We start from the raw sequence: 21713 nt of genomic DNA, 5'->3' as shown, positions 1-21713 counted from the left end.
TGCACGCTGTCGTGCCACGGGGCTTCCCCGCCTACGCCAGGATCTTCCATCCAGTGCCGCGGGACCGCCCCCGGGACACCGGCTCCTGGCACGGACATCCCCGAACGGACGTCTTCCCCCTCGACGAGCAACAGGTCCGCTGGTCTGTCGTGGCGGGTGCGTTCGGGACCAAGATGCACCCATTGGCCCAATTCCACCGACTCCTTGGGCAAGCACCGAGCCTCCTTGGGCAAGCACCGAGCCGGCAGGAAATATTGGACAGCGAGGGCTGGCGTTATTCGGAACCCCTAACCGGCAACCTCGCACCGGACACACTGGCAGCAGTGGCTGCCCGCCTCTGTGAACACACCTCCACGCCAACCAAGGGCGTGTCCGCCATATGGGAAGGATGGGGAGGCCTGACAAATTCCATCGGTTATGCCCAGTTCACTTTTTCAGACGACTGGACGCCCGTGGAAAATACTTCCGATTCTGCCGCACTGGAAAGCGGACCTGGTTCGGGCCTGCTACCGGCAGAGGTGGTCAACGGAGAAACACTGAACCTGCCGGGGCGCGCCTACTACCTCTTCAATGCTGCGCCACAGTTTTACCGTCACCCCGGGTGGGCGAATCAAGTGCCCTGGCACCATTCCCCGCAATTCCCGCAGTCACCGAGCATCCTATGGCCGGCGGACAGAAGCTGGGTCATGGTGACGGAAATAGACTTCGACTCCACAGTGGTCGCCGGCAGCCATGAACTCGTATCGGCACTAGTGCGGGACCCCGCCATCGAAGCGCTGCCCCTGAATGAGGGAGCAGACCTGACCTGGGACGCCGACGTTCCCAACCGTCCCGGGCAGTAGCCAAGCCTTTCGCTTCAAGGCCCCGCCATGGTGCAGGCACCGTGGCAACTAAATCCGCAGGCCGCCCACTTCAGCCATCCCGAATGGGGAACCCACTATGGGCTAAGTGTCGTGCCTACCTGCAGTCGGACAATGGCAGTTCGAGCGTCCCTGGTGAACTTAATGTCCCAACATCCTGGCTCGTCAAGCACTAGAGCAGAGCCGTACTCGTCTCCGGGGCGGGCATAGTTGCTTGATGAGTGGAATTCAGGACCCCACGCCAAACTCGATTCGTCACCGCCGGGACGGGTCACTGTCACGGCCGGCTGGCCTGATCCGCTAATGCGCCAAACAATCTTCTTTTCAACTTTGGAGGCCAGAAGGAATCCTTCCGACTGAACCTGTCCATACAACGTGATTCCGTCCTCGGACGAACCCTCTACTTCGGTACCGTTGGTGGTGCTTTTTAGAATTCGTGACGGTGACGCACATTCAGTCCTGGTCGCTGATGGCTCGGGGGAAGTAGCCAACGGATTTTCAGACGTACACCCGGCGGTAGCGAGCGTGAGGCAAACCAGAGCAGCAGGCGTTCGGACGAAGCGCAGCCTGTCAATAGTTCCGTTGCTGGAATCCACTGGCCTTTCCATGACATGAAGCCTCGCATGTTGAGCCTCGGAAACATAGGAAGCCCACGATGTCCATGTCAGCGCGAGCACCGCAAGGCCTTGCCGGGTTCCAGCAATGCGGTCGCATCAAAAACGACCGTTTTAGACCAGCTCTCGGTGCGCCTCCCTACTACGCATTCCTAGTACTGCTTACCTCGGTAAGCCTCCGTGTGGGCGAATCGCTCAAGCATGGTCTTGCCTGTGATCTGAGCACGGAGGGCGCGAACCTGGTCACCGGCGGAAACCCGCATGAGGTCCGCCCAGACTACGACGTTGCTCAGCTTAACCTCCATGGGCCAAGAACCGTCGGGATTCGCTACCGCAGGAGGCTGGCGAAAGTCCTGTAGAGCAGGACTCTCGGAGGCGAACAATGCAGTGTCGCGGGCATTGTTGACCAGCCGCGCCAAGGCTGCCTCCACCGTAGCAACCGACAGTTCCTTGTCGGCATCTGCCCAGGCATCGAACCGACGATCCAGAGACGGGTGCCCCGCCCACTTGTTGCGGAGGTGGCGGACGTACAGCAACGGCATGTAAAGATCACAGTTGATGTCAGTTTGCAGTTCGCTTAGCTGATCCAGCTCGGCAGCGGACGCGTTGGCGTCGGTCAAATGCCGCTTCATACGTCGATGGGCTGTGGGCAGTGACGCCACCCGAGTGTTCTCGGGGTCCCTGAACGATAGTCCGCCGTCGTTGAGCGCGGCGATGTCGAGCACCGCCATCCGCATCAACCGCTCGTTGATGTCCTCGATCGCCCGACCAACCCGATCGTCGTCGTCCGGCAGATCACTGAAGTACTGCATGGACCGTTTTGCCAAGTAGAAGCTCTGGACGGCCTGGAGCACCGTATTCCCCAAAAGATCGGACATCTGCGTCCATGGAGTCTCCACATCCGCGCCGATTCTCACCGCGTCATGTGTGGCTGGGGCACCCTGAAATGTCGGCAGGACTGAATCTGCATACTCGGATTCGAACGACGATCGCTTCATGACCCAATCCAACCATCGAGGGCATCCCCGACCAAAAACCGTTTTCCTCAGACGAATTGAACCGTTGATGCATCGAAGAAATCCCTCAAGTGGGTGTTGCTTCGACCAAAAGGATCCGGGGTGTCCCAACTGCAACACAACCTTGTGGCCGGTTCGGCCAGATCACCAGCGGCGGAGGAGGGGTGGCATAAACGACCGTTTCTGATCCGCCCATGGCAAGCGCTAGATGGCGGGTTCGCCTGGAGGGCGATCGTTCACCGAGATGCCCGGTGACCAGGGCGACGAGAGGGCCGCCGCTAGGGGAGTACGACGGACTGGCTCGAGCCAGAGTGATGTGTTTCCCGGCTCCTTCCCGGTTCAGCGGTCCGGTGCCACAGTGGTAATACGCCACTATGCCGCTGTCTCGAGGAGAACGATCATGGATGACCGAATGTCGCGGTACCGCACAGCCCAGGAAGTCGGAGACGCCGTCAAGGCACACCGGCTGGAGAAGGGGATCGCGCAAGAAGATCTCGCCGACCTGTCGGGCGTGAGCCAGGAATGCGTCGAGGCCCTCGAAGCCGGTAACCCGTGCGTACAGCTGGGAGAGGCGTTGCCGGTCTTCGAAGCGATAGGCATCCAGATCTCCACTACCGGTCCATCAGCAGCCCCACCCTCCCCGCATACCGTCCTTCTGCGGGCCCGGAAGATGGCGCCGGCCCAGCGCCGCGTCCAGGTTGCGGCCGCCCGGCTACGGACCACGCTTGATGAACGGCTGGGACGCTCAACGCCACCGGACGTCAAGGCTCTCGCAAAAAAAGCTCTCTAGGCAGCAAAGCGTTTCTGCAGGGTCAGGCCGTCAGTCTTCTGGCCAGATGACTGTTTCCCCCATCGCCTCGAGGAATGCAGCGAACTCCGTGACACCCAATTCACCACGGGCAGTGGCGCCGGCGATCGCGTCCCTCCTCGACCACATGAACAGGGAGCCGTCTTTACGCGTGACGGAATGGACCGTCATATCCATGCCTGCGAGCTCGGCGACAAGACCGAGGCCGTCTGAAGATCTCTCTCGGGCAATCACATCTGCGACGCCGTCCCACGCCCGGTCGTAGTCGTCCCAGGACAGCGGCACTCCAGCCACCCCGTTGGAGCGCCGGCGGGGGTCGATGGAACTGAGCATCAACGTCACCGGGCTGGCCAAGCCGCCGGGCATGCGGTTCAGGCAGAAGCGTTGGTCCGCTGCCTTCTCAGCGCGTTCCTCCACTGCGTACGGGTTCGTGCTCCGGGCAGCGAAGATCCGTGTCGTGTCCAAATCGCGCAGCTCATCGACTGGAAAGACCGTCTCGTATCGGTCTGGGTAGATCACTCTGTCAAAGGGTTTTCGGCTGGCCCAGTGCTGCTTGACGCGTTTACGGATGTCGGTGGACTGACCGATGTAGAACTGCTTGTATTCGTCAAAGACCATCACGTACGCGCCGGCCACACCGTCCCAATCCGCCAGCGACTGGACTGGCTTAAACGTGCGGCCCTTGGTCAGGACGTGCCCCAGCGCCGCCTCGAACTCGTCCGCGTCGAGAGAGGCGAAGTACCTCATTGACAAGTCAAAGTTCACCAGGGCTGCGTCGCGCTGCACCAACAGGTAGGCGTCCGAATGCTGCGTGTGCCCCTCATCGCGATACGACCATGAGGAGTCATTCCAGAGATCCTCACCCAAGAGCTCGCGTTTCGGTCGCGCCTTGGGTTTCCGGTTCGGGTACGCGTACAGCTCCCTCGTCATCTTGTGACCGAACATGCTACCGCGGAGCTGATCACCGAAGTGCTCGCAGCTTGGATACGAAGGCTGCTTGGTGGCTCTCATGGGTCGGGGATCCTTTACTGATGGGGAGGTCTGGGACACTCTAACCCGATGAGGCCCTTCTGCAGTCCAGGCGGTTCAGGCGCGAATCCGGCGGTTGCTGACTTTTCGTGCAAGCATGCGGAACGGAGCCGGTCTCCGTGTAGCTTCTTGATCAAAGACCACGTCAACGAAAGGCCACGGGCATGACTGAGCAGCCGCCGACGGCGGTAACCGAAGACTTGGACCGGCTGCGGGTGGCGCTGGCCGGTGTCATCCCCATCAAGACTGAGGCGAACCTCCTCGTGGGGACCTGGAACATCCGCGCGCTCGGTGACCTCACCGCCAAATGGGTGGCCGGACCCAAAGACTCACCCAAGCGGGACTGGCACGCCGTCGCCTGCCTGGCCGAGGTGATCTCCCGGTTCGATGTCGTCGCCGTCCAGGAATCCCGCCGAAACCCCGCGGCCCTCAAACGGCTCCTGACCCGCCTCGGCCCGCATTGGCAGGCCATCGTTTCCGACGCGACCGAAGGGGCAGCCGGCAACGGTGAACGCCTGGCGTTTCTGTACGACAGCACGCGGGTCCAGCCTTCGGGCCTGGTCGGGGAGATCGTGCTGCCCCCGATCGGGGTTGACCCGCAGCGACAGTTCGCCCGCACGCCGTACACCGCGAGCTTCTCCAGGGCGGGGGTGGAGTTCACCCTCGCCTCCGTCCACATCCTCTGGGGCAAGAAGGCTGCGGAGCGCCTGCCGGAGATCACCGAGTTCGCCCATTGGATGCACGACTGGGCGGTCCGGCCCAACGACTGGAACTCGAACCTCATCGTGCTCGGCGACTTCAACCTGGACCGGATCGGCGACCCGCTCTACGAAGCGTTCGTCTCTACGGGCCTCTGGCCGCCGACGGAGCTGAACGCAGTGCCGCGGACCATCTTCGACGACGACAAGACCAAGCACTTCTACGACCAGCTCGCGTGGTTCTCCAAGCCCGACGGCGCCTCCATGCTGAAGGGCCTAGACTACGGGCAACGGGCCGGAACCTTCGATTTCATCCCGCACGTCTTCCAGGGCCTTACACGCAGCGAGGTGTCCTGGCGGATCTCGGACCACTACCCTCTCTGGTGCGAATTCCTGCTGGCCTGACGTGTCCCGAGCCACCGGCTGCCGAATAGCTAAAAGTCGAGCCAGCAGGCGGTGTCGTGTGGCTCCCGGCGCTGGTGCTGCCCGTTACGCTCATAGCGCCCGTCTAGGCATGTTTGTTGACGGATCGAACGCGGAAAGCGGTGGAGAGAGGCTCTCCCCGTTGTTTGCGAAGGTCTTTTCGACGCGGCTGTCAACGATCCGGGCGACTATGGCCTCTAGCCAGCTACGACGACCTTCTTCGAATTGCGCGACCAACGGTGAGCTCATCCGCCCATGCTGCCACTTGCCCCAGAACCGACATGTAGAGGAAGGGCCGACACCTGGAATGATCTTGAACCCATGGTTGACGGTTTCTGACACGTGCTGCACAGGATTCTTGCGATATTTGGACTCAGGGCTAGATACCCAGCGGGAGCGCAAGGTTCGGGAAAGGAGACGACACTCGGCTCGGGGTCTTGATGTTCGCTGTTGGATCGCGAGCAGGCATCCGAGCCCTTCGTCGCCATCCCGGTATGGGGTTCCTTAGCTGGGCAGAGTACGTCGTCCAGGGCTGACCCGCACCGTTGACTACGACGTAGGTGCTCAAAAGCGCCTTCGGCGCATGGGGGAGACATTTTTAGGCAACGGATTCTGCAGGTTAATTACTTCCGCAACCAAATCGGTATTCTTGTCCGACAGGCGCTTTACTTCGCGTTTTAGCTCGTCGATCTCAGCCAAGGCAGCAGCCAATCTCATCCGAATTGACTCGTCAGAACTACCTCTCTGGGGACCCACCTTTGGCAGATTACTCACACGATTGCCCTCACTTCGACCTCTAGCCGACTTGACTCGTTCCAGAGCTTCAGGGGTGGTGTATATAAAATTCCGAGAAACACCAGCTTCGGCGGCAACCGCCCGAAGCGAGATCTTGATTCCGCGGGAATCCATCGCGGCCACCGCTCGATTGACACGCTCCAACGATCTCTTGGACCGGTCCGCGGCCGCTTGGGCCAGCGCGTCCTTCAACTGTCACTTCCTTCAGTGTGAACCTGTCGGCTCTCCAGCTCTTCGAGGTTCGTAATCAGAGTGGTCAGCGCGATGAACGGTTTCCTGTTGCGCTCGACGATCCGCTGGAATCCCTCGGCTTCCGCCAGCTTCATCATGGACTCGGCGTCGTCTCGCTCCTCGCGGAGAACGGGAAGGTACTCGGGAGTAGTCAGGAAAAGCGGGCAATAGAGACAGGCGTTTGCGTGCTCGCACGTCTCCCCGCACGGCATGCCGCACCGGCCGTTTGGCAATGCCTGGGTGGCCCCGCCGAGGAATGCATGACTCCAGGCTGCGTCTGCTATGTCCCCACTGGGGTCCGGCACTAGTTCACCCAGGTAGTTGACGGCCCTGGACTTCTCCCATTCGCTGCGCGCCTTTTCTTCCGACATGCGAGCATAGATTTCGGTTGAAGTGATGCTCTTGTGGCCCAGTAACTTCTGGATTGCTGGAAGACTAACTCCGTCGTTCAGCCAATCGGTAGCATTTTGATGCCGGAACATGTGTGGCGTTACCTTTATGTGCTCACCTGACGAGTCCCGGATGTCTAGCTTTTGAATGAGGTTGGTGAGTTCCTTGTTAACAAGCGTCAATGTCAGTGGTGTATCGTCCGAGTCTCTCGCGAACAGGTTCCGCGTGCCAGGTAAGGATTCCTGTTTGTAGGCGATGTGTTCGGCTATTGCATCCGCAAGCGCCGGCGTGATGGGAATCGTCCTGCTCGGATTCATCTTGTCCTTGGAGTACGAATATCGTACGGACCATTTGTCTTCGCCTACGTCCATGAGACAGTCAGTTTGGAATCCCACGACGATGTCTTTGCGACGTAGGCCTGTCTCCGCGGCTATGCGAATGATGAGGCGGAGGTCAAGATTCTCGACGAGTTGAAGATTCCCAGGGTCCCGGAGCCGAGCCACCGTCTGGCGCCCTATCAGTCGCGGAGGGTTGTCGGGCACCTTTGGCCGTTCACTGCTCAGCCAGCGAGTCCCGGGCGGAATGTCAGCCCATCCGTTCATTGTCGCTTCTTGTATGAATAGGGAAACGGATCCTACGATCCTAGAAACGGTTGCTGGCGCGTAAGGTTTTTCGTTCGGCTGCTTTATTTGTCGAACGTATCCCGAGAATTTGAGCAGGTGTTCTCGTGTGATTCCTACCCAAGTGTCCACTCCTTGCTCTCCAAGCCACTGAAGAAATAGGGCCATGTCAGCGACGACCTGTTGGAGATATGAGGGCGATCCAAGTTCAATGTTGGTGCGGTAATCAACCCACTTGGTCAAGGACGTACGAAACCGGTCACTGCTAATCTGGTTGAGGTTGACGAAGACGCCTCCCCCGGCCGCTGCAATACCAAGATACCGACGGGTTGGTTCGATCTCCGCGAGGATACACAGCTCATCTAAGGTGTCTAGAAGGAATGACTTTGCAGTATCTTTGTACCCGCCGCAAGCTGCGGCTATTTTGCAAATTTCTTCCTCGTCGTAGCGGACATCCAGAATCGATTCAATGGGGCGGGATGCAAGCTCGCGTGCCAGACGCAGTACTACGTCAGGCGCCGAGGCCCTCCCTCGTTCCCCCCGCTTCATCAGCCCATACGCAAGTTCGTTCCTGATGGAGAGGCGACCGACCGCGGCAAGGTTGAAACTGCTACCGGAGCCACGGCGGCGTGTAACGGAGAGAGATTGTTGGGTGGCAAGCCATTCACTGAGCGGTGGCTCCGCGGCGTTTATGTAGGCATGCCTGTGCAACCGGCACAGGACGGGACTCTTGGCGCGGGAACTCCTATCGCACCCGTCCACAGAGCACTGCCTGTGCGAATACTGACCTTCCGGGTCCAGCGGTATGGGGTCGTAGAGGAACGGCTCCTTTAACTGGCTGGCGATATGCTCGGCGAACGAGCTCATCTTTCCCGCTTGTTCGGCGTTCATTTCCACACTCCTGCGGCGTCGAGTTGGCTGCGGACGTCGTTTACATTCAGATGGCTATAGGTATCAATCGTGGTCACGATCGAACTGTGCGTGATCAAGTAGGAGACCGTCTCCATCGCAACGCCCGCGTTCAGTAGGCGAGTAACATATGAATGCCTAAAAGCGTGCGGGCTCCAACTCTTCAGACCGGTTTTGTCCTGGACGCGTTTCACGAGTTTCTCCACTGTCTTGTAAGTTAGCGGATGGCCGATCTTCCCGCTCCACAGGTTGATAAATACGCTGTCGGACTCGATGTTTCGGTACTCCGTGTGCATATACGCTGCGTACAGCCGGATTAACCCTGGCGGAACTGGAACGGCAGCATACCGCCATGACTTGTTCCGCTCTTCAACGCTCGCATTTGGAGGGGGATCGTAGCGCAGGATCCTGATGTATGAATCCGGGACTCTCACGTCGGAGTGGCGGAGTAGCAACGCTTGACCAATGCGCATGCCGGTCTCGTTCAGGAGCGAGAAGAGGAATTTATCGCGGAGACTCGAACAGGCACCGATGATGCGCTGAGCCTCTTCGGGGGTGAGGAGTTTCAGGTCCTTCTGTTCGTTGCTTAGCCTCGGCCCTACGGTGACCTGAGTTGTGTCCGCCTCGGAATGTCGCTTCTTCGTTCGCCGCGCCGACTTCAGGAGGTGTGGGTAGACAGGATCTCCGACCGAGTCGAAAAGGTACAGGGCGAACGCCGAGATCGCGGCCAGGGAACGGTTGACGCTGCGAGCCGAGAGGACTCCATGCGGGTTCGATGGGCGGATGAGTTTCGGATTGGGAGTCCTCAGATACTTGATGAACTGGCCCATCACTTCATTGGTCACAGCAGTCCACATGACGCCGGAGGTCTCCATGAACGTGAAGAAATGCGCTAGATCCGTTCCGTAGGCTTTGATCGTGTGTCTTGAACTTTCGATCGACTCCAGGTGCCGGAGGAAGGCCGTCGCCTCTGCTATCGGCACCCCTCTTGCATCCAACACGGCCCAACCTTCGGGTGTATCAACCTTTGCAATCCGTGCCACTTCATCCCCCTCGATGACAGCCTCGCTATTTAGATGTCATCGTAAGACCCTTGGACGACATTTTTCGGAAGGCCGCCGTCAATTACATGCTCAACTGCGACTAGGGATAACACCGCTCTTGTAAAGCGGGGGTCGTCGGTTCGAATCCGACAGGGGGCCCCACGAACCCCTCCGTACCGGTGATTCTGCCGGGAGGAGGGGTTTTTCATGCCCGGAAATGGGCGGGGCTGGCCGGAACCAGGAACTCAGATGCAGGACTTGTTGTAGTCGAAGCCGCCCGAGATGTACTGGGCCATGGTGACTTTCCCGCCGCCTGTCAGCGGCGCTGCCGAACACATGCTGCTGGCGTTTTGGAGGGAGCTCCCGCCGGCTAGCCAGCTTCGCTGGGCGTACAGGCTGCTTGTCGAGGGCACCGCGCCGACGATCTGTGCCCATTGGTAACCGGTCGAGTAGAGCCCTGTTTTGGCGCCGATGCTGGCAAAGTAGGCGGCCATGCCCTCCAGGTCGGCTCTGTTGGCGGCCTTGTTCGTTGACCAAGTGTTGTCGGTCTCGACGTCCAGCCACCAGGTGTAGGAGGCAGGGTTCTTGACCCCGCGGATGTTGGCGTCGTCGTAGGCCTTGGCGTACCCGTACATATAGGAGCACGCCGAGCCGACCGAGCCCTTGGTGCACTGGCCGTAGGGGTTGGCCACGGCCTTCCCGGCATAGGTGTTGCTGGTGGGCCACCAGGAGCCGGCGGTCCCGGGGTTTCCGGTGTTTACGTACAGGGCCACGAGGGGCTGGCCGGTCCCGCCGGTGGACGTGGCGGCCCAGGACAGCTGGGTGGCCAGGCACGCGTTGGTGTTGTTCGCCAGGCCGTTGTTCACACCGATGATCGCGAAGCTCTGCCCTTTGGGCAGGGGTTTGCCGCACTGCGGCCAGGACACGTCGACGCCCGGTCCCGCGGGCGTGACTGCTGGTGTGCCGGTCGAAGTCTTGGCGGCGGTGGTGTAACCGGCCTTCGTTCCGGTGACGGTGACGGTGATGGCCTTGCCGGCCTGCGCCGCGGCCAGTTTGTAGGTGGCGGCGGTCGCCCCGACGATGACGACGCCGTTGGCCTTCCACTGATACTTCAGGCTGACGGGTGCCGGCCCCCATGTGCCCGGGACCGCGGTCAGGGGGTAGCCGGCTTTTGTCATGCCGGTAATCGTCGGCACCGGGGCCGGCCCGAGCGAGCCGGCGGCGATGGCTGCGGTGGGGGCGGAGGTCTTCGAGGCGGTGGCGTAGCCGGCCTTGGTTCCGGTGACGGTGACGGTGATGGCCTTGCCGGCCTGCGCCGCGGCCAGTTTGTAGGTGGCGGCGGTCGCGGCGACGATGGCGACGCCGTTGGCCTTCCACTGATACTTCAGGGTGACAGGTGCCGGACCCCACGTGCCCGGAACCGCGGTCAGGGTGTAGCCGACCTTTGTTTTGCCCGTGACAGTCGGCACAGGAGCCGTCATCAACGGCGCGGCGGACGCTGCACGCACCGCCGTCGTCCCAACCGGCGCGGCGGATGCGGGGGCAAACGGTGCCAAGGAAAGCATCATGACCACAACAAGGAACAACGGAATTGATAGAGCCCGGACGCGGTCGAATAGCAGCATAAAAATTTCCCCCAAATTGCCGCGCCCGGAACAGGCTGCGCTAGAGCCCGCAGAAATGCAGACAGCGTGAATCTAACACGGGGAAGGTGTCCTCAACATGCCCTGGCAGCCTTGCGAGCGACGGACACACGCAAAAACCCGCCGGCCCGGGGTTCACCCGGGCCGGCGGGTCCTTACTGCGAGGCTATTCCGGAACCACCAGGGCGGGCGTGTCCTTGCGGATGGTCTCGCCCCGGAAGAAGCCCGGATGCAGCTTCACGGTCACCAGCATGACCACGACGCCGAGGGCGAGGATGCCGATGCCGAGGATGAACACCAGGCCCACGCCGAAGACCTCGGAGCCGCTGCCGAATTCCGGTGCCCAGCTGTCCACTGCGGTCTGGAAGAAGACCACGGTGAGGACCAGGCCGCCCAGGACCGGGAACAGCAGCCGCATGAAGAAGTTACGGACGCTGGCGAACAGGCTGTGCCGGAAGTACCACGTGCAGGCGAACGCGGTGAGGGCGTAGTAGAAGCAGATCATCAGGCCCAGGGCCATGATGGTGTCGTTGAGGACGTTTTCGCTGACCACCTTCATGACGGCGTAGAAGCCGCCAGAAATCACGCCGGCAATCACCGTGGCGTAGCCCGGGGACCCGAAGCGCTTGCTGACGGATGCGAAGCGCGGCGGCAGTGCCCCGTAGTGCCCCATGGCCAGCAAGCTGCGGGCGGGGGAGGCCATGGTGGACTGCAGGGAGGACGCGGTGCCGGAGAGCACGGCCAGGGACATCAGGATGGCCAGCGGACCCATGACGGGGGAGGCCAGTGCCGCAAAGATGTTCGCTTGGTTGTCCGGGTTGTTCAGGCCGATGCCGTCGGCTCCGGTGCCGGCCACCATCATGGTGGCCACGATCACGGCGAGGTAGAGCGCCAGGACGGCGACCGCCGTCGTGGTTCCCGCCCGCCCGGCGGTGCCCCGGCCGCCCTTGGTTTCCTCGTTCACGGTGAGGCAGACGTCCCAGCCCCAGTAGACGAAGACGGCCAGTGACATGCCGGCGGTGAACTGCTCGAAGCTCTCGATCTTCGCCGGGTTGAACCAGTCCCAGCTGAACGCGAGCGAGGTGCCCGCGTCACCGGAGGCTGCGTGGCCGAGCGCCATGATGATGAAGACCGCCAGGACCAGCACCTGGAATCCGACCATGCTGTACTGCACCAGCTTGGTAGCGTGCAGGCCGCGGTAGCTGACCCAGACGGCGAGTGCCACGAACACCAGGCAGGTCACAATGTTCACGGCCGTGTTCGAGGTCAGGTCCGCGAGTCCGGGGTTATTGAACACCTGGGCCAGGAACAGATAGAAGAAGTCCACCGCGACGCCGGCCAGATTGGACAAGACGATGATGTTGGCGGCCAGCAGCCCCCAGCCGCCCATCCAGCCGACAAACGGGCCGAACGCCTTCGTGGCCCACGTGAAGGTGGTGCCGCTGTCCGGGGAATCGGCGTTGAGCTCCCGGTAGGCGAACGCCACCAGGATCATGGGGATGAACGCGACGATGAAGATCGCCGGCAGCTGCACGCCCACGGCGCCGACGGCCGGTCCCAGCGAACTGGTGAGGCTGTAGGCGGGCGCCACGGAGGAAATGCCCAGGACCACGACGGCGAGCAGGCCCAGCTGGCCGCCCTTGAGCCCCTTGCCTGTGATGCCGTGTTTGGAACCGGCCGGATCGACGACGTCGTGCGTGGTGGTGCCGTCTTCACGGCCGATAGTTTGACTCATGGCTGACCTTTGTTCTGGGAGGCGGACGGTTGCTGTTGGGTGATGCAGTGGATGCCGCCGCCGCGGGCGAAGAGCTCGCGGGCGTCGATGCCCACCACTTTGCGGCCGGGGTAGGCGTCGCCGAGGATGCGCAACGCTTTTTCGTCCATCGGGTCGCCGAACGTGCAGGCGATGACGCCGCCGTTGACCACCAGGTGGTTGATGTAGCTGTAATCGACGAAGCCTTCCTCGTCCGTCAGGGTTTCCGGGGCGGGGACCTCGATGATGTTCCATTCGCGGCCTGCCGCGTCCCGGGTGGTGGCGAGGTGGCTGATGATGTCCCGGCTGACCTCGAAATCGGGGTGTGCCGGGTTCTGCTGGGAATGGACCAACACGGTGCCCGGGGACGGGATGGCGGCGACGATGTCGACGTGGCCGCGCGTGCCGAACCGTTCCGAATCCCGGGTCAGCCCGCGCGGAAGCCAGACGACGTGGCTGGTGCCCAGGGTCCGGGCCAGTTCAGCCTCGACGTCGGCCTTGGTGAGCCCGGGGTTCCGGCCCGGATCCAGCTGCACCGTCTCGGTGACGAGGACCGTGCCTTCGCCGTCGACGTGGATGCCGCCGCCCTCATTGACCAGCGGCGAGACGAGGTGGCTGGCACCCGAGCGTGCCGCGACGGCCGCCGCCACGAGGGAGTCCTTGTCCCAGACGGCCCAGTCCTGGCCGCCCCAGCCGTTGAACACCCAGTCCACAGCGCCGAGCCGGCCGGCGCCGTCCAGGACGAAGGTGGGGCCGATGTCCCGCATCCAGGCGTCGTTCAGCGCCGCGGTGACCACCTCGATGTCCGGGTGGAGGTAGCGGGCAGCGGTCTCTGCATCCGCCGGCGCCACCAGCATGGTGACCGGTTCGAACTCCACGACGGCGTTCGCGACGGCGGCCCAGACGGAGCGGGCGGCGTGGGCTTCTGCCTCTGTTTCGCCCAGCGTGTAGCCGCCGGTGGGGAACGCCATCCAGACGCGGTCCTGGGGTGCCGTTTCGGACGGCATCCGCCAGGCGCTCATGCCGTGACCTTCTGCGCTGTTTCCCTATGCAGGGTTTCCATCTGCACAGATTCCATATGCGCCGTAGCCTCAGACGGATCGAGGCCCAGCGGGGCGTCGGCGCGAACGGGTTCGGTCAGCCGCGCGTAGGTGTCCGGCCGGCGCGTGGCCAGGAACGGGAAGAGCGTGAGCCAGTCCTTGCGCTGGTCAAGGTCCAGATCCGCGACGAGGACGGCGGACTCGTCCCGCGGTGCCTGGGCGAGGATCCGTCCGTAGGGATCGGAGATGAAGGAGGAGCCGTAGAAGTTCAGCGTGCCTTCACTTCCCCAGCGGTTGGGGACAACCATAAACAGCCCGTTGGCAATGCCGTTGCCCACGATGACCTGCTGCCACAACGGCTGGGTGTCGAAGTCCGGGTGGTCCGGCTCGGAGCCGATGGCCGTGGGGTAGACCAGGAGTTCGGCCCCGCCGAGGGAGTAAATTCGCGCCAGCTCGGGGAACCATTCGTCCCAGCAGGTGGGCATGCCCAACCGTGCACCGCCGAGTTCGGCGGGAGAGTGGACCTCGTAGGCGTCGTCGCCGTCCGGGCCCTGGCGGAAGAACTTGTCCTCGTAGTAGCCGGCCGTGACGGGGATGTGCAGCTTGTGCGTGCGGGCCAGCAGTTCGCCGTCGGGGGAGACCAGAATGGCAGTGTTCAGGCCCAGGCCGTCGTCGGAACCGTTCGGGTTCTCCGCCTTCTGGTACAGCGAGGCGTGGACGCAGATTCCGTGCCGGCGGGCCGCGTCCGCCGCGAAGCGGAAGGTGGGGCCGGTGAACAGGTCCTCGGCGATGTCCGCGGGCCGCGGGCGCCGGGCCGCGCCCCGGGTGGTGTCATTTTCGGGCAGGGTGTCCGCGGGATACCGGGACAGTGTGAGCTCGGGCAGGAAGACGACGTCGGCCCCCAACCGGGCAGCGCGCCCGATGCCTTCGTCCAGTTCGGCGTGCAGGGCCGCGGCCTCAGCATGCCAGCGGTGCTGCACGACGCCGACCCGCAACGCCGGCCTGCTGGAGGGAGTTGTGCGGGCGAGGGAGGGCGGGGCGTCGAGGGACGTGATTTCGATCATGGCTACTCCAGTGAGACGGGGATCACATAAATGAACGTTGTTCATTTAGTATTGGGCTGATCGCGGTGCGGGGCAAGACCTAATATGAATAAAGTTCATTTATTTATTCGCGGCCCTCCGTGCATCGTGTCCGGGCGTGCGGCCGGGCGCGCCTGCTGGCCCTCCGTGAGCCCACCGTGAGCGCTCCGTGGGCGCGGGACGTAAGGCCCTAGACCGCGGATTGGACGCGGCAGACTCTGGGCGTATGACTCAAACGAACCCGGCTCCGGACATCAAACCCGCCCAACTCAATGAACAGCCGACGGCGGTGGTGCGTGAGACTGTCCCGATGACTGCGCTCCGGGACTTTTTCGGCCGTGCCTTCGGCGCCGTCATGGGTGCGGTTCAGGAGCAGCACGTCCAGCTCGCCGGACCCCCGTTCGCGCTGTACCGAGGCAAGCCGACCGACGTCGTCGACGTGGAGGCCGGGTTCCCCCTCGCGGCACCTTTCTCGAATCCAGGCGGCGCGGACACTGCGGTGGTCGCAGGGGAACTCCCCGCGGGCCGGGCCTACGAGGCGATGCACATCGGGCCCTACGAATCGCTGCAGCAGACCTACGGCGCGATCATGGCTCGGATGCGCCAGGACGGTGCGAGCCCGGGGGAAGCAATGTGGGAGTACTACCTGACCGATCCCGGCGCCGAGCCTGACCCGGCGAAGTGGCAGACGCTGGTGGTCTGGCCGGTCGCCTGAACTCTCATGTGAAGGCCGGGGCCGGGGCTCCCGCCAGGGCCTCTCCGCGGGGCTTCAGCGTCCCCTCCGACTCATTGTGTCTGATTGGCCACACTATTCCTCAACTCCATGCATAATGTCCTAAACTGCTTCACTGAGGTGCCTGAAATGGCGCTGCGCAGCAACGAAAGTGAACCCCGATATGGCTACCGATTACGACGCCCCACGCAAGACAGAAGAAGAATCTCCCGCTGAGTCGCTGGAGGCCCTTCAGGCGTCCCGCAGCGGCGGCGCCCAGACTGCTGTGATCGACGTCGATGAGAACGACACTGCTGAAGGCATCGATCTTCCGGGCGCCGATCTGTCCGGCGAAGAGCTGACGGTCATTGTTGTCCCTGAGCAGTCCGATGAATTCACCTGCTCCTCCTGCTTCCTGGTCCGACACAGGTCCCAGGTTGCCCTCGAAAAGAACGGCATGAAGTACTGCCGCGACTGTGAAGGCTAAGAGCCTTCCTGCGTTCCGCTGCTCCGCAACTGAGGACGTCCCGCAGTCGATGAGACAGCAAGCCGCACGAAGCGCCGGACCCGCGAGGGTGCCGGCGCTTCGGCGTTTGTGGCACTGTCCGAGGCTGTGCGTGTTATCTGTTCGTGAGGGAAGGTCTCGGGATCTGTCCGTGAAATCCGTCCGTGACCAGGGGCGGGCCACATTAACAGTTGGGCGCCGAAACGGTTGAGGGCCTCGCCCGCCGGTTCGGCGCCGCCTACGCTGGAAGCGTCTGACCTGCGCTGACTATTCAGCCAGCCCAAGGGCTCAGGCAGCACCAAGGGGTGGACCGCCGTGAAGAAGACCCAGCTGAAGAAGATCCAGGTGAAGAAGACCCAGGCTTTGCTCGGGGCAGTGGTGATGGCCGCCGGTCTCGGGGTGCTTGCGCCGGCACCCGCCGCCGGTCTCGGGGTGTTCACGCAGGCGCCGGCCGCCGCGGACCCGTACTGCGGACAGGTCTGGGGTTCGCTGATGAAAACGGTTCCGGCCATGAGTAAGGCCAAGGTGGTGAACGTGCGGACCGGTCAGCATTACTGTTTTGACCGGCTGGTCATAGACCTCAACGGTCCTGTGGCCGGCTACACCATCCGCTACGTGCCCCAGGTGGTACAGGACGGGTCCGGCCTTCCGATCCCGTTGGAAGGCCAGGCCTTCCTTCAGCTCACGGTCAATGCGCCTGCCTATGACGACGCCGGCAAATCCACCTACAACCCGCCGAACAAGAGCGAACTGGCGGACGTGACCGGCTACCAGACGTTCCGGCAGGTGGCGTGGGCGGGCAGCTTCGAAGGCTACAGCAGCCTGGGTCTGGGGGTCCGCGCGCGGCTGCCGTTCCGGGTCCAGACCTTGGCAGGGCCAGGCAGCGGGTCACGGCTCGTGGTGGATGTGGCGCACTTCTGGTGAGGCGGGGCGGCACTGCGTCTAGCTGCGCCGGCCTGCACCGGTCTGCGCGTCCTTCCGGGCGGGCTGGCTAGAGCGGGCGGACTGGCTGAAGCGAGCGGATTGGCTAGAGCGAGCCGAGCTCGGCCCGGAGCGGGAAGTCCCGGCCGTCCAGCACCAACTGGGTGCAGCGTCCGGTGCCGCGGTTGAGCACGATCGGTGCCATGAGGTTGACCGTCGTGGAGCCGGGGGAATGGTTGACCACGATTAACACCTGGGGTGCCTCCCGCTCGTCGAGTTCCAGGGCCTCCAGCGACGCTGCCGGGATCGGCGGAACGTAGCTCGGCGCAAACACGGCGGCGTCGGCCAGGAACAGCCGCACCGGGCTGGAACCAGCCTCCAGCGCATATAGTCCGGCCGCACCCTCGACGCTCCGCAGCACAAAATCGTGTAGATCCTCGAAGCCTGGCATGGGTGCGGTGAACGTGAGGGGCAGGCTAGCGACGGGAGTGTCCATGACCGGGGTGCTCACCGCAGGAAGTCCATCAGGGTGGGCTGAAGCACCCGGGCCGTCGCGGCGAGGGCCACCTGGTAGTTGGTCTCCTGAAGTTTCAGGTCCATGATGACGCTGCCAAGGTCTGCCTTCTCAATGCCCGTCTGCTGTGCGTCCAAGGAGGCCTCCAATTCTGTGTTGACGCTGCTGGCCCGGTCCAGCAGCGACTGGCGGGTTCCAATTTCCGAACGGCCGTCGACGATGTTCTTGAAGGCCGTGTCCACCTGGGCGGCCCGGGGCGAAGTGTCGGTGCCCGCCCGCAAGTCGGCGGCCATCTGGCCCACGATATCGAACACCGAGCCGGTACCGCTACCGAAGATCGCGGCGCCGTCGGCGTCGACACGCACGGTTTCGGTGGCGCTGATGCGCCGCTCTACGGGGCTCTTGGGAAGCCCGTCGAGCGCGGGCGGGGTGCCGGTGAAGGCGCTGGCAGCATCCGAGCTGCCGGCGAAGATGTTGCGGCCCAGGTGCTTGCTGTTGGCGATCGAGACCAAGTCTTTGTTCAGGGATTCCAGCTCGCTGGCGATGGCGTCCTTGCCGGACTGAGGGAGGGAGCCGTTGCCGGCCAGCACAGTGAGATCCTTGATCCGGTGCATCACATTGGTGGCCTGTTCCAGGGCGGAGTCCGCCGCCGTGAGCCAGTTGTTGCCGTCGTCGATGTTGCGGCCGTACTGGGCGTTGGCGGCGAGGAGGGCACGGGTCTCGAGGGCCTGGGCCGTGGCGGCCGGATCGTCCGAGGGGCGCGAGATCTTGTTGAGCGTGGTCGCTTTTTCCTGCAGCGCGGCCAGCTTGGACTGCTGGGTCTGCAGCGTGCGCTGGGCGGCCGCGCTCATGGTTAGGTTTGTTACCCGGTTCAGCATGGCTATCTTCCTACCAGTCCAGTGCGGTTGATTAGGACATCAAGGGCCTCGTCGACGGCGGTCATCACGCGTGCCGCTGCCTGGTAGGCGTGCTGGTTCGCGAGCAGGCTGACGTTTTCCTCATCCAGGCTCACCGACGCCTGAGAGGCACGGCCGGTCAGCGCCGATGCCTGCGCCGCTGCGGTGAGGTCTTCCCGCTGCTGGGCACCGCGTGACTGCACGCCGATACCCGTGACGATGCCGGACCAGACTTTGTCCGGTGAAGCCGGCCCGGTGCCAAGCTGGGAGATCTTGTCCGCGATGCTTGTGTCGAGGGTGCCGCCAGTCGTTGACTTGAGGGCGATGTCGGCGGTGTTTGCGGGTCCCTTGACGTTCAGCGCGGCGGGGCCGGTTCCAGTGATGGCGAAGAATGCGACGCCGGTGGCACCGGTACCCGTGACACCCGACGCGTGGATTGGGTTCACGGCCGTCGCGAGGGCCAGGGCAAGGTTGTTGTATTTCTCAGCGGCCTCGGCGATGGCGCCGCCGGAGCCGGGCGTGGAAGGCGGTGACGCGGCCGGAGCCAGCACGGACAAGGCACCGGCGATTTCGCCGCCGTCGACAGGTACGGCGACACCGCTCCGGTCTGACCATTGAAGTTGAACCGGTGTTCCCATCCGGTCCGACGAGGACCCCGAGAGGGCCAGGGTGCGAACTGAGCCGCCCGTGACGAGTGCATTGCCGCCGACAAGGACGTCCACAGTGCCGTCGGGCTGCTCGCGGACAGTGCCGCCGGCGAGGCCGGCGATATTGTCCGTCAGCTTGGCCCGGGCGTCGATTAGTTCATTGGCCGATCCGCCGGCGGCAAGGGTGGACCGGATAGCGATGTTGTAGGAAGCGACCTGGGCCGCAGCCGCGTTGACGGCGTCCACATTGTCGGAGGCCTGGGCGCGGGTCCTGCTCCACTGCGCATCGAGGCCCTGGTACGCGGAAGAGATCTTGTCTGTCACCGAGTTGGCGGCATTCAGCAGGAGACCTTTTGGACCGTCCTCCGAAGGCTGGTTGGCGGCGGCTTGCCACGCGGACCAAAAACCCTGCAGCGCGGTCGAGATACCGTTCTCGCCGGGCTCGTGGAGCCCGCCTTCGATGCCCTGCAGAGCCGAGGAGCGAACGCCCGCGTAGCCGGCCTGGGCCCCGGCAGAGCGGACGCTGCCGTCGAGGAAGCTGTTGCCGAGCCGTGCGATGGCGTCCACCGAAACGCCCTGGCCTGCCTGCAATGCCCCGCCGCTGAAGAGTCCGCGGGCAGGCGCGGCCAGCGACGACTGGTCCACGCGCTGACGGGTGTAGCCCTCGGTGGCGGCGTTGGCGATGTTCTGCCCCGCCACGTTCATACCCTGCTGGGCAGCGGTCAGCCCACGGTAGGCGGTGTTGAGGGCGCCGAAGGTGCTCATGGTCGCTTCCTTAGAATTGCTGGTCGAAGATGCGGGAGCCGGCGGATTCCGCGGTCTTGCCGTGGGCGTCGTAGGTGCCCGTCGCAGCCGCGGGGTTGAGGTCGGCAAGTGACTCTTGGGTGGAGCGGACCGCAGTGCGCAGATACTGCTCGTTAGAGTCGCGCAGCTCCTTGATCAGCGCCGTTTGGCGGGTCAGGGCCGTCAGATGCGCGGTGAGGACCTCGGCCCAGGCACCTTCCGGGGCGGCGGCGGCGAGTTCGGCCAGTGAGGCATCCGTGGGGAGCCCCCAGACCTCGGCAACGACGGCAGCCTCAATAGTGCGCGCCAGGCTCGCCTGGGAGAGGTGGCCCAGCACCTGCTCCACTTCCTTGGTCCCGTGGGGCAACCAGCGGGACTTGCCCGAAGTGAGCAACAGCTGCTCCTCCTCAAGCTTGAAAGTGAGAACGTCCAGGAGTTCACGCTCCCGCCACAGCAGGGCTGAAAGTTCGTGGATGGCCATAGGTCCGGAGGACTCCCTCTTCGGTGACGGGTGCGTATTGCGGTGCGACGGTCTGTTCGGTGTGACTGCTTAATCGTGCGACGACGCACCTACAGCGGGGTTCGTACAAACTATCGGCGGGGCCCGGGGATCCGTTAGCGGGAATAAGACTGATAAGACGCGGAATTTTGGCGCGGGGGAAAATCCGAAAACAATTTTGGATTTCTCCTTACCTGTGCTTCCCGAATGGCGATAACTACTCCTGAAGGCCCACGGATGGGCCATCGCTTACAGTCCCAATCACGGAGGAAACACCATGGGCTTCGTCATTAACAACAACCTCGCGGCAAACAACTCTTACCGCAACCTCAACGCCACCCAGAATGACCTTTCCAAGTCCCTGGAGAAGCTGTCCACTGGCCTGCGCATCAACCGCGCCGGCGACGACGCAGCCGGCCTGTCCATCTCCGAGGGCCTGAAGTCACAGGTCACCGGTTCGGCCCAGGCCGCCCGCAACGCTCAGGACGGCATCAGCGTCATCCAGACCGCTGAAGGCGCCCTGACCGAGGTCCACTCGATCCTGCAGCGCGTGCGTGACCTCTCCGTCCAGGCCGGCAACGACTCGAACAACGCTGCCGCCCGCACGGCAATCGGCAAGGAAGTTACCGCCCTGGGTGACGAGCTGGACCGCATGAGCTCCGCTACCAACTTCAACGGAATCAAGCTGCTTTCGGGTGCCACGTCCGGCAACGGCACGGGTGCAATGGTCTTCCAGGTCGGCGCAGGCGCCACCACTGCCGACAACCAGATCACGGTGTCCACCAACTCCGCAGGTATGGACGTCAAGGCCATCGCCACCGCGGTCAAGGCCCTCACCTTCACTGATGCCACCACGTCGGCAGCAGCAGTTACCGCCGTGGACACCCGCATCGGCGACGTGTCCGCTTCACGTGCAGATCTGGGTGCCGCCCAGAACCGCATGGAGCACACCATCAAGTCCCTGAATGTCGCCGGCGAGAACCTGCAGGCTGCACAGTCCCGCATCGCCGACGTCGACATGGCTTCGGAAATGGTCAAGTTCACCAAGGCCAACATCCTGTCCCAGGCCGGCACCGCCATGCTGGCCCAGGCGAACCAGTCCAGCCAGGGTGTTCTTTCCCTCCTGCGCTAAATAGGTTCCGGCAGTCCAGCAATGAGGCCGCCACCCTGATCGGACGGAGACACAATCCCGATCAATTCACTGCGGAAGGGCCGGACGATGCGGGCAATCCATCGTCCGGTCCTTACGTGCAGGATCCGCAGTTCCGAAACCAGAATTCCG

General features: G+C 63.3%; 20 protein-coding genes. 7 read left to right on the top strand and 13 right to left on the bottom strand.

Going from position 1 to position 21713, the window contains the following annotated elements; translation table 11 throughout:
• Positions 1–686: 686 nt before the first annotated feature.
• Positions 687–842, top strand: a complete 156-nt coding sequence (locus tag ACFRJ8_RS18910) for a hypothetical protein (protein WP_377987854.1) — start codon at positions 687–689, stop codon at positions 840–842.
• 784 nt (positions 843–1626) lie between these two features.
• Here the strand turns inward: ACFRJ8_RS18910 and ACFRJ8_RS18905 are convergent.
• The gene (locus ACFRJ8_RS18905; protein WP_377987852.1) at positions 1627–2472 is read right to left on the bottom strand and encodes a hypothetical protein; all 846 of its coding nucleotides are present in this window, start codon (positions 2470–2472) and stop codon (positions 1627–1629) included.
• Positions 2473–2890: 418 nt separating this feature from the next.
• On the opposite strand from ACFRJ8_RS18905, the gene ACFRJ8_RS18900 reads away from it, so the two are divergent.
• Positions 2891–3280: a hypothetical protein gene (locus ACFRJ8_RS18900; RefSeq protein ID WP_377987850.1), complete on the top strand. Its 390-nt coding sequence runs from the start codon at positions 2891–2893 to the stop codon at positions 3278–3280.
• A gap of 30 nt (positions 3281–3310) precedes the next feature.
• On the opposite strand, the gene ACFRJ8_RS18895 is transcribed toward ACFRJ8_RS18900, so the two are convergent.
• Positions 3311–4309: a GIY-YIG nuclease family protein gene (locus ACFRJ8_RS18895; protein ID WP_377987848.1), complete on the bottom strand. Its 999-nt coding sequence runs from the start codon at positions 4307–4309 to the stop codon at positions 3311–3313.
• Between the two features lie 182 nt (positions 4310–4491).
• Here ACFRJ8_RS18895 and ACFRJ8_RS18890 point away from each other — a divergent pair, with 182 nt between their 5' ends.
• Positions 4492–5430, top strand: a complete 939-nt coding sequence (locus tag ACFRJ8_RS18890; RefSeq protein ID WP_377987846.1) for an endonuclease/exonuclease/phosphatase family protein — start codon at positions 4492–4494, stop codon at positions 5428–5430.
• Positions 5431–6012: 582 nt separating this feature from the next.
• On the opposite strand, the gene ACFRJ8_RS18885 is transcribed toward ACFRJ8_RS18890, so the two are convergent.
• The 7 genes from ACFRJ8_RS18885 to ACFRJ8_RS18855 form a co-directional block, all read right to left on the bottom strand.
• On the bottom strand, positions 6013–6435 hold the full coding sequence (locus ACFRJ8_RS18885; protein ID WP_377987844.1) for a DUF6262 family protein: 423 nt from the start codon (positions 6433–6435) through the stop codon (positions 6013–6015).
• On the bottom strand, positions 6432–8375 hold the full coding sequence (locus ACFRJ8_RS18880) for a tyrosine-type recombinase/integrase (protein WP_377987842.1): 1944 nt from the start codon (positions 8373–8375) through the stop codon (positions 6432–6434). The genes ACFRJ8_RS18885 and ACFRJ8_RS18880 overlap by 4 nt, the downstream gene beginning before the upstream one ends.
• Complete coding sequence (locus ACFRJ8_RS18875) at positions 8372–9436, bottom strand: tyrosine-type recombinase/integrase (protein WP_377987841.1); 1065 nt, start codon at positions 9434–9436, stop codon at positions 8372–8374. The genes ACFRJ8_RS18880 and ACFRJ8_RS18875 overlap by 4 nt, the downstream gene beginning before the upstream one ends.
• A 245-nt stretch (positions 9437–9681) precedes the next feature.
• Positions 9682–11061, bottom strand: coding sequence for a hypothetical protein (locus tag ACFRJ8_RS18870; protein ID WP_377987839.1), 1380 nt, complete (start codon positions 11059–11061; stop codon positions 9682–9684).
• Between the two features lie 184 nt (positions 11062–11245).
• Positions 11246–12814, bottom strand: coding sequence for an APC family permease (locus ACFRJ8_RS18865; protein WP_377987838.1), 1569 nt, complete (start codon positions 12812–12814; stop codon positions 11246–11248).
• Positions 12811–13854, bottom strand: coding sequence for an agmatine/peptidylarginine deiminase (locus tag ACFRJ8_RS18860; protein ID WP_377987836.1), 1044 nt, complete (start codon positions 13852–13854; stop codon positions 12811–12813). Before ACFRJ8_RS18860 ends, ACFRJ8_RS18865 begins: the two co-directional genes overlap by 4 nt.
• Positions 13851–14936: a nitrilase-related carbon-nitrogen hydrolase gene (locus ACFRJ8_RS18855; protein WP_377987834.1), complete on the bottom strand. Its 1086-nt coding sequence runs from the start codon at positions 14934–14936 to the stop codon at positions 13851–13853. The genes ACFRJ8_RS18860 and ACFRJ8_RS18855 overlap by 4 nt, the downstream gene beginning before the upstream one ends.
• 244 nt (positions 14937–15180) lie before the next feature.
• Here ACFRJ8_RS18855 and ACFRJ8_RS18850 point away from each other — a divergent pair, with 244 nt between their 5' ends.
• The 3 genes from ACFRJ8_RS18850 (at position 15181) to ACFRJ8_RS18840 (ending at position 17095) form a co-directional block, all read left to right on the top strand.
• A complete protein-coding gene (locus ACFRJ8_RS18850) occupies positions 15181–15669 on the top strand; it encodes a GyrI-like domain-containing protein (RefSeq protein ID WP_377987832.1) in 489 nt (162 codons plus the stop codon).
• 181 nt (positions 15670–15850) lie between these two features.
• Positions 15851–16153, top strand: a complete 303-nt coding sequence (locus tag ACFRJ8_RS18845; RefSeq protein WP_277527784.1) for a DUF4193 domain-containing protein — start codon at positions 15851–15853, stop codon at positions 16151–16153.
• 363 nt (positions 16154–16516) lie between these two features.
• Positions 16517–17095 (top strand): hypothetical protein, encoded by a 579-nt coding sequence (locus ACFRJ8_RS18840; protein WP_377987923.1) that lies wholly within the window; start codon positions 16517–16519, stop codon positions 17093–17095.
• Positions 17096–17198: 103 nt separating this feature from the next.
• Here the strand turns inward: ACFRJ8_RS18840 and fliW are convergent, their stop codons facing one another.
• From fliW to ACFRJ8_RS18820, 4 genes are read right to left on the bottom strand one after another with little or no spacing between them, the layout of a single operon-like run.
• A complete protein-coding gene (gene fliW / locus ACFRJ8_RS18835; RefSeq protein WP_377987830.1) occupies positions 17199–17603 on the bottom strand; it encodes a flagellar assembly protein FliW in 405 nt (134 codons plus the stop codon).
• Positions 17600–18457 (bottom strand): flagellar hook-associated protein FlgL, encoded by an 858-nt coding sequence (flgL, locus tag ACFRJ8_RS18830; RefSeq protein WP_377987828.1) that lies wholly within the window; start codon positions 18455–18457, stop codon positions 17600–17602. The genes fliW and flgL overlap by 4 nt, the downstream gene beginning before the upstream one ends.
• A gap of 29 nt (positions 18458–18486) precedes the next feature.
• Entirely contained in the window at positions 18487–19914 is a 1428-nt protein-coding gene (gene flgK, locus ACFRJ8_RS18825) for a flagellar hook-associated protein FlgK (RefSeq protein ID WP_377987826.1), read from the bottom strand.
• Between the two features lie 10 nt (positions 19915–19924).
• A complete protein-coding gene (locus ACFRJ8_RS18820) occupies positions 19925–20413 on the bottom strand; it encodes a flagellar protein FlgN (RefSeq protein ID WP_377987824.1) in 489 nt (162 codons plus the stop codon).
• Between the two features lie 295 nt (positions 20414–20708).
• Between ACFRJ8_RS18820 and ACFRJ8_RS18815 the strand changes: the two genes are divergently transcribed.
• Positions 20709–21563, top strand: coding sequence for a flagellin (locus tag ACFRJ8_RS18815; RefSeq protein ID WP_377987822.1), 855 nt, complete (start codon positions 20709–20711; stop codon positions 21561–21563).
• The last annotated feature ends 150 nt before the right edge of the window (positions 21564–21713 follow it).

The sequence above is a fragment of the Arthrobacter sp. NPDC056886 genome (assembly GCF_042788715.1).
GTDB lineage: Bacteria > Actinomycetota > Actinomycetes > Actinomycetales > Micrococcaceae > Arthrobacter.
Note: the sequence above shows the minus strand (reverse complement) of the source record. Positions and strands in the feature narration are given on the sequence as shown.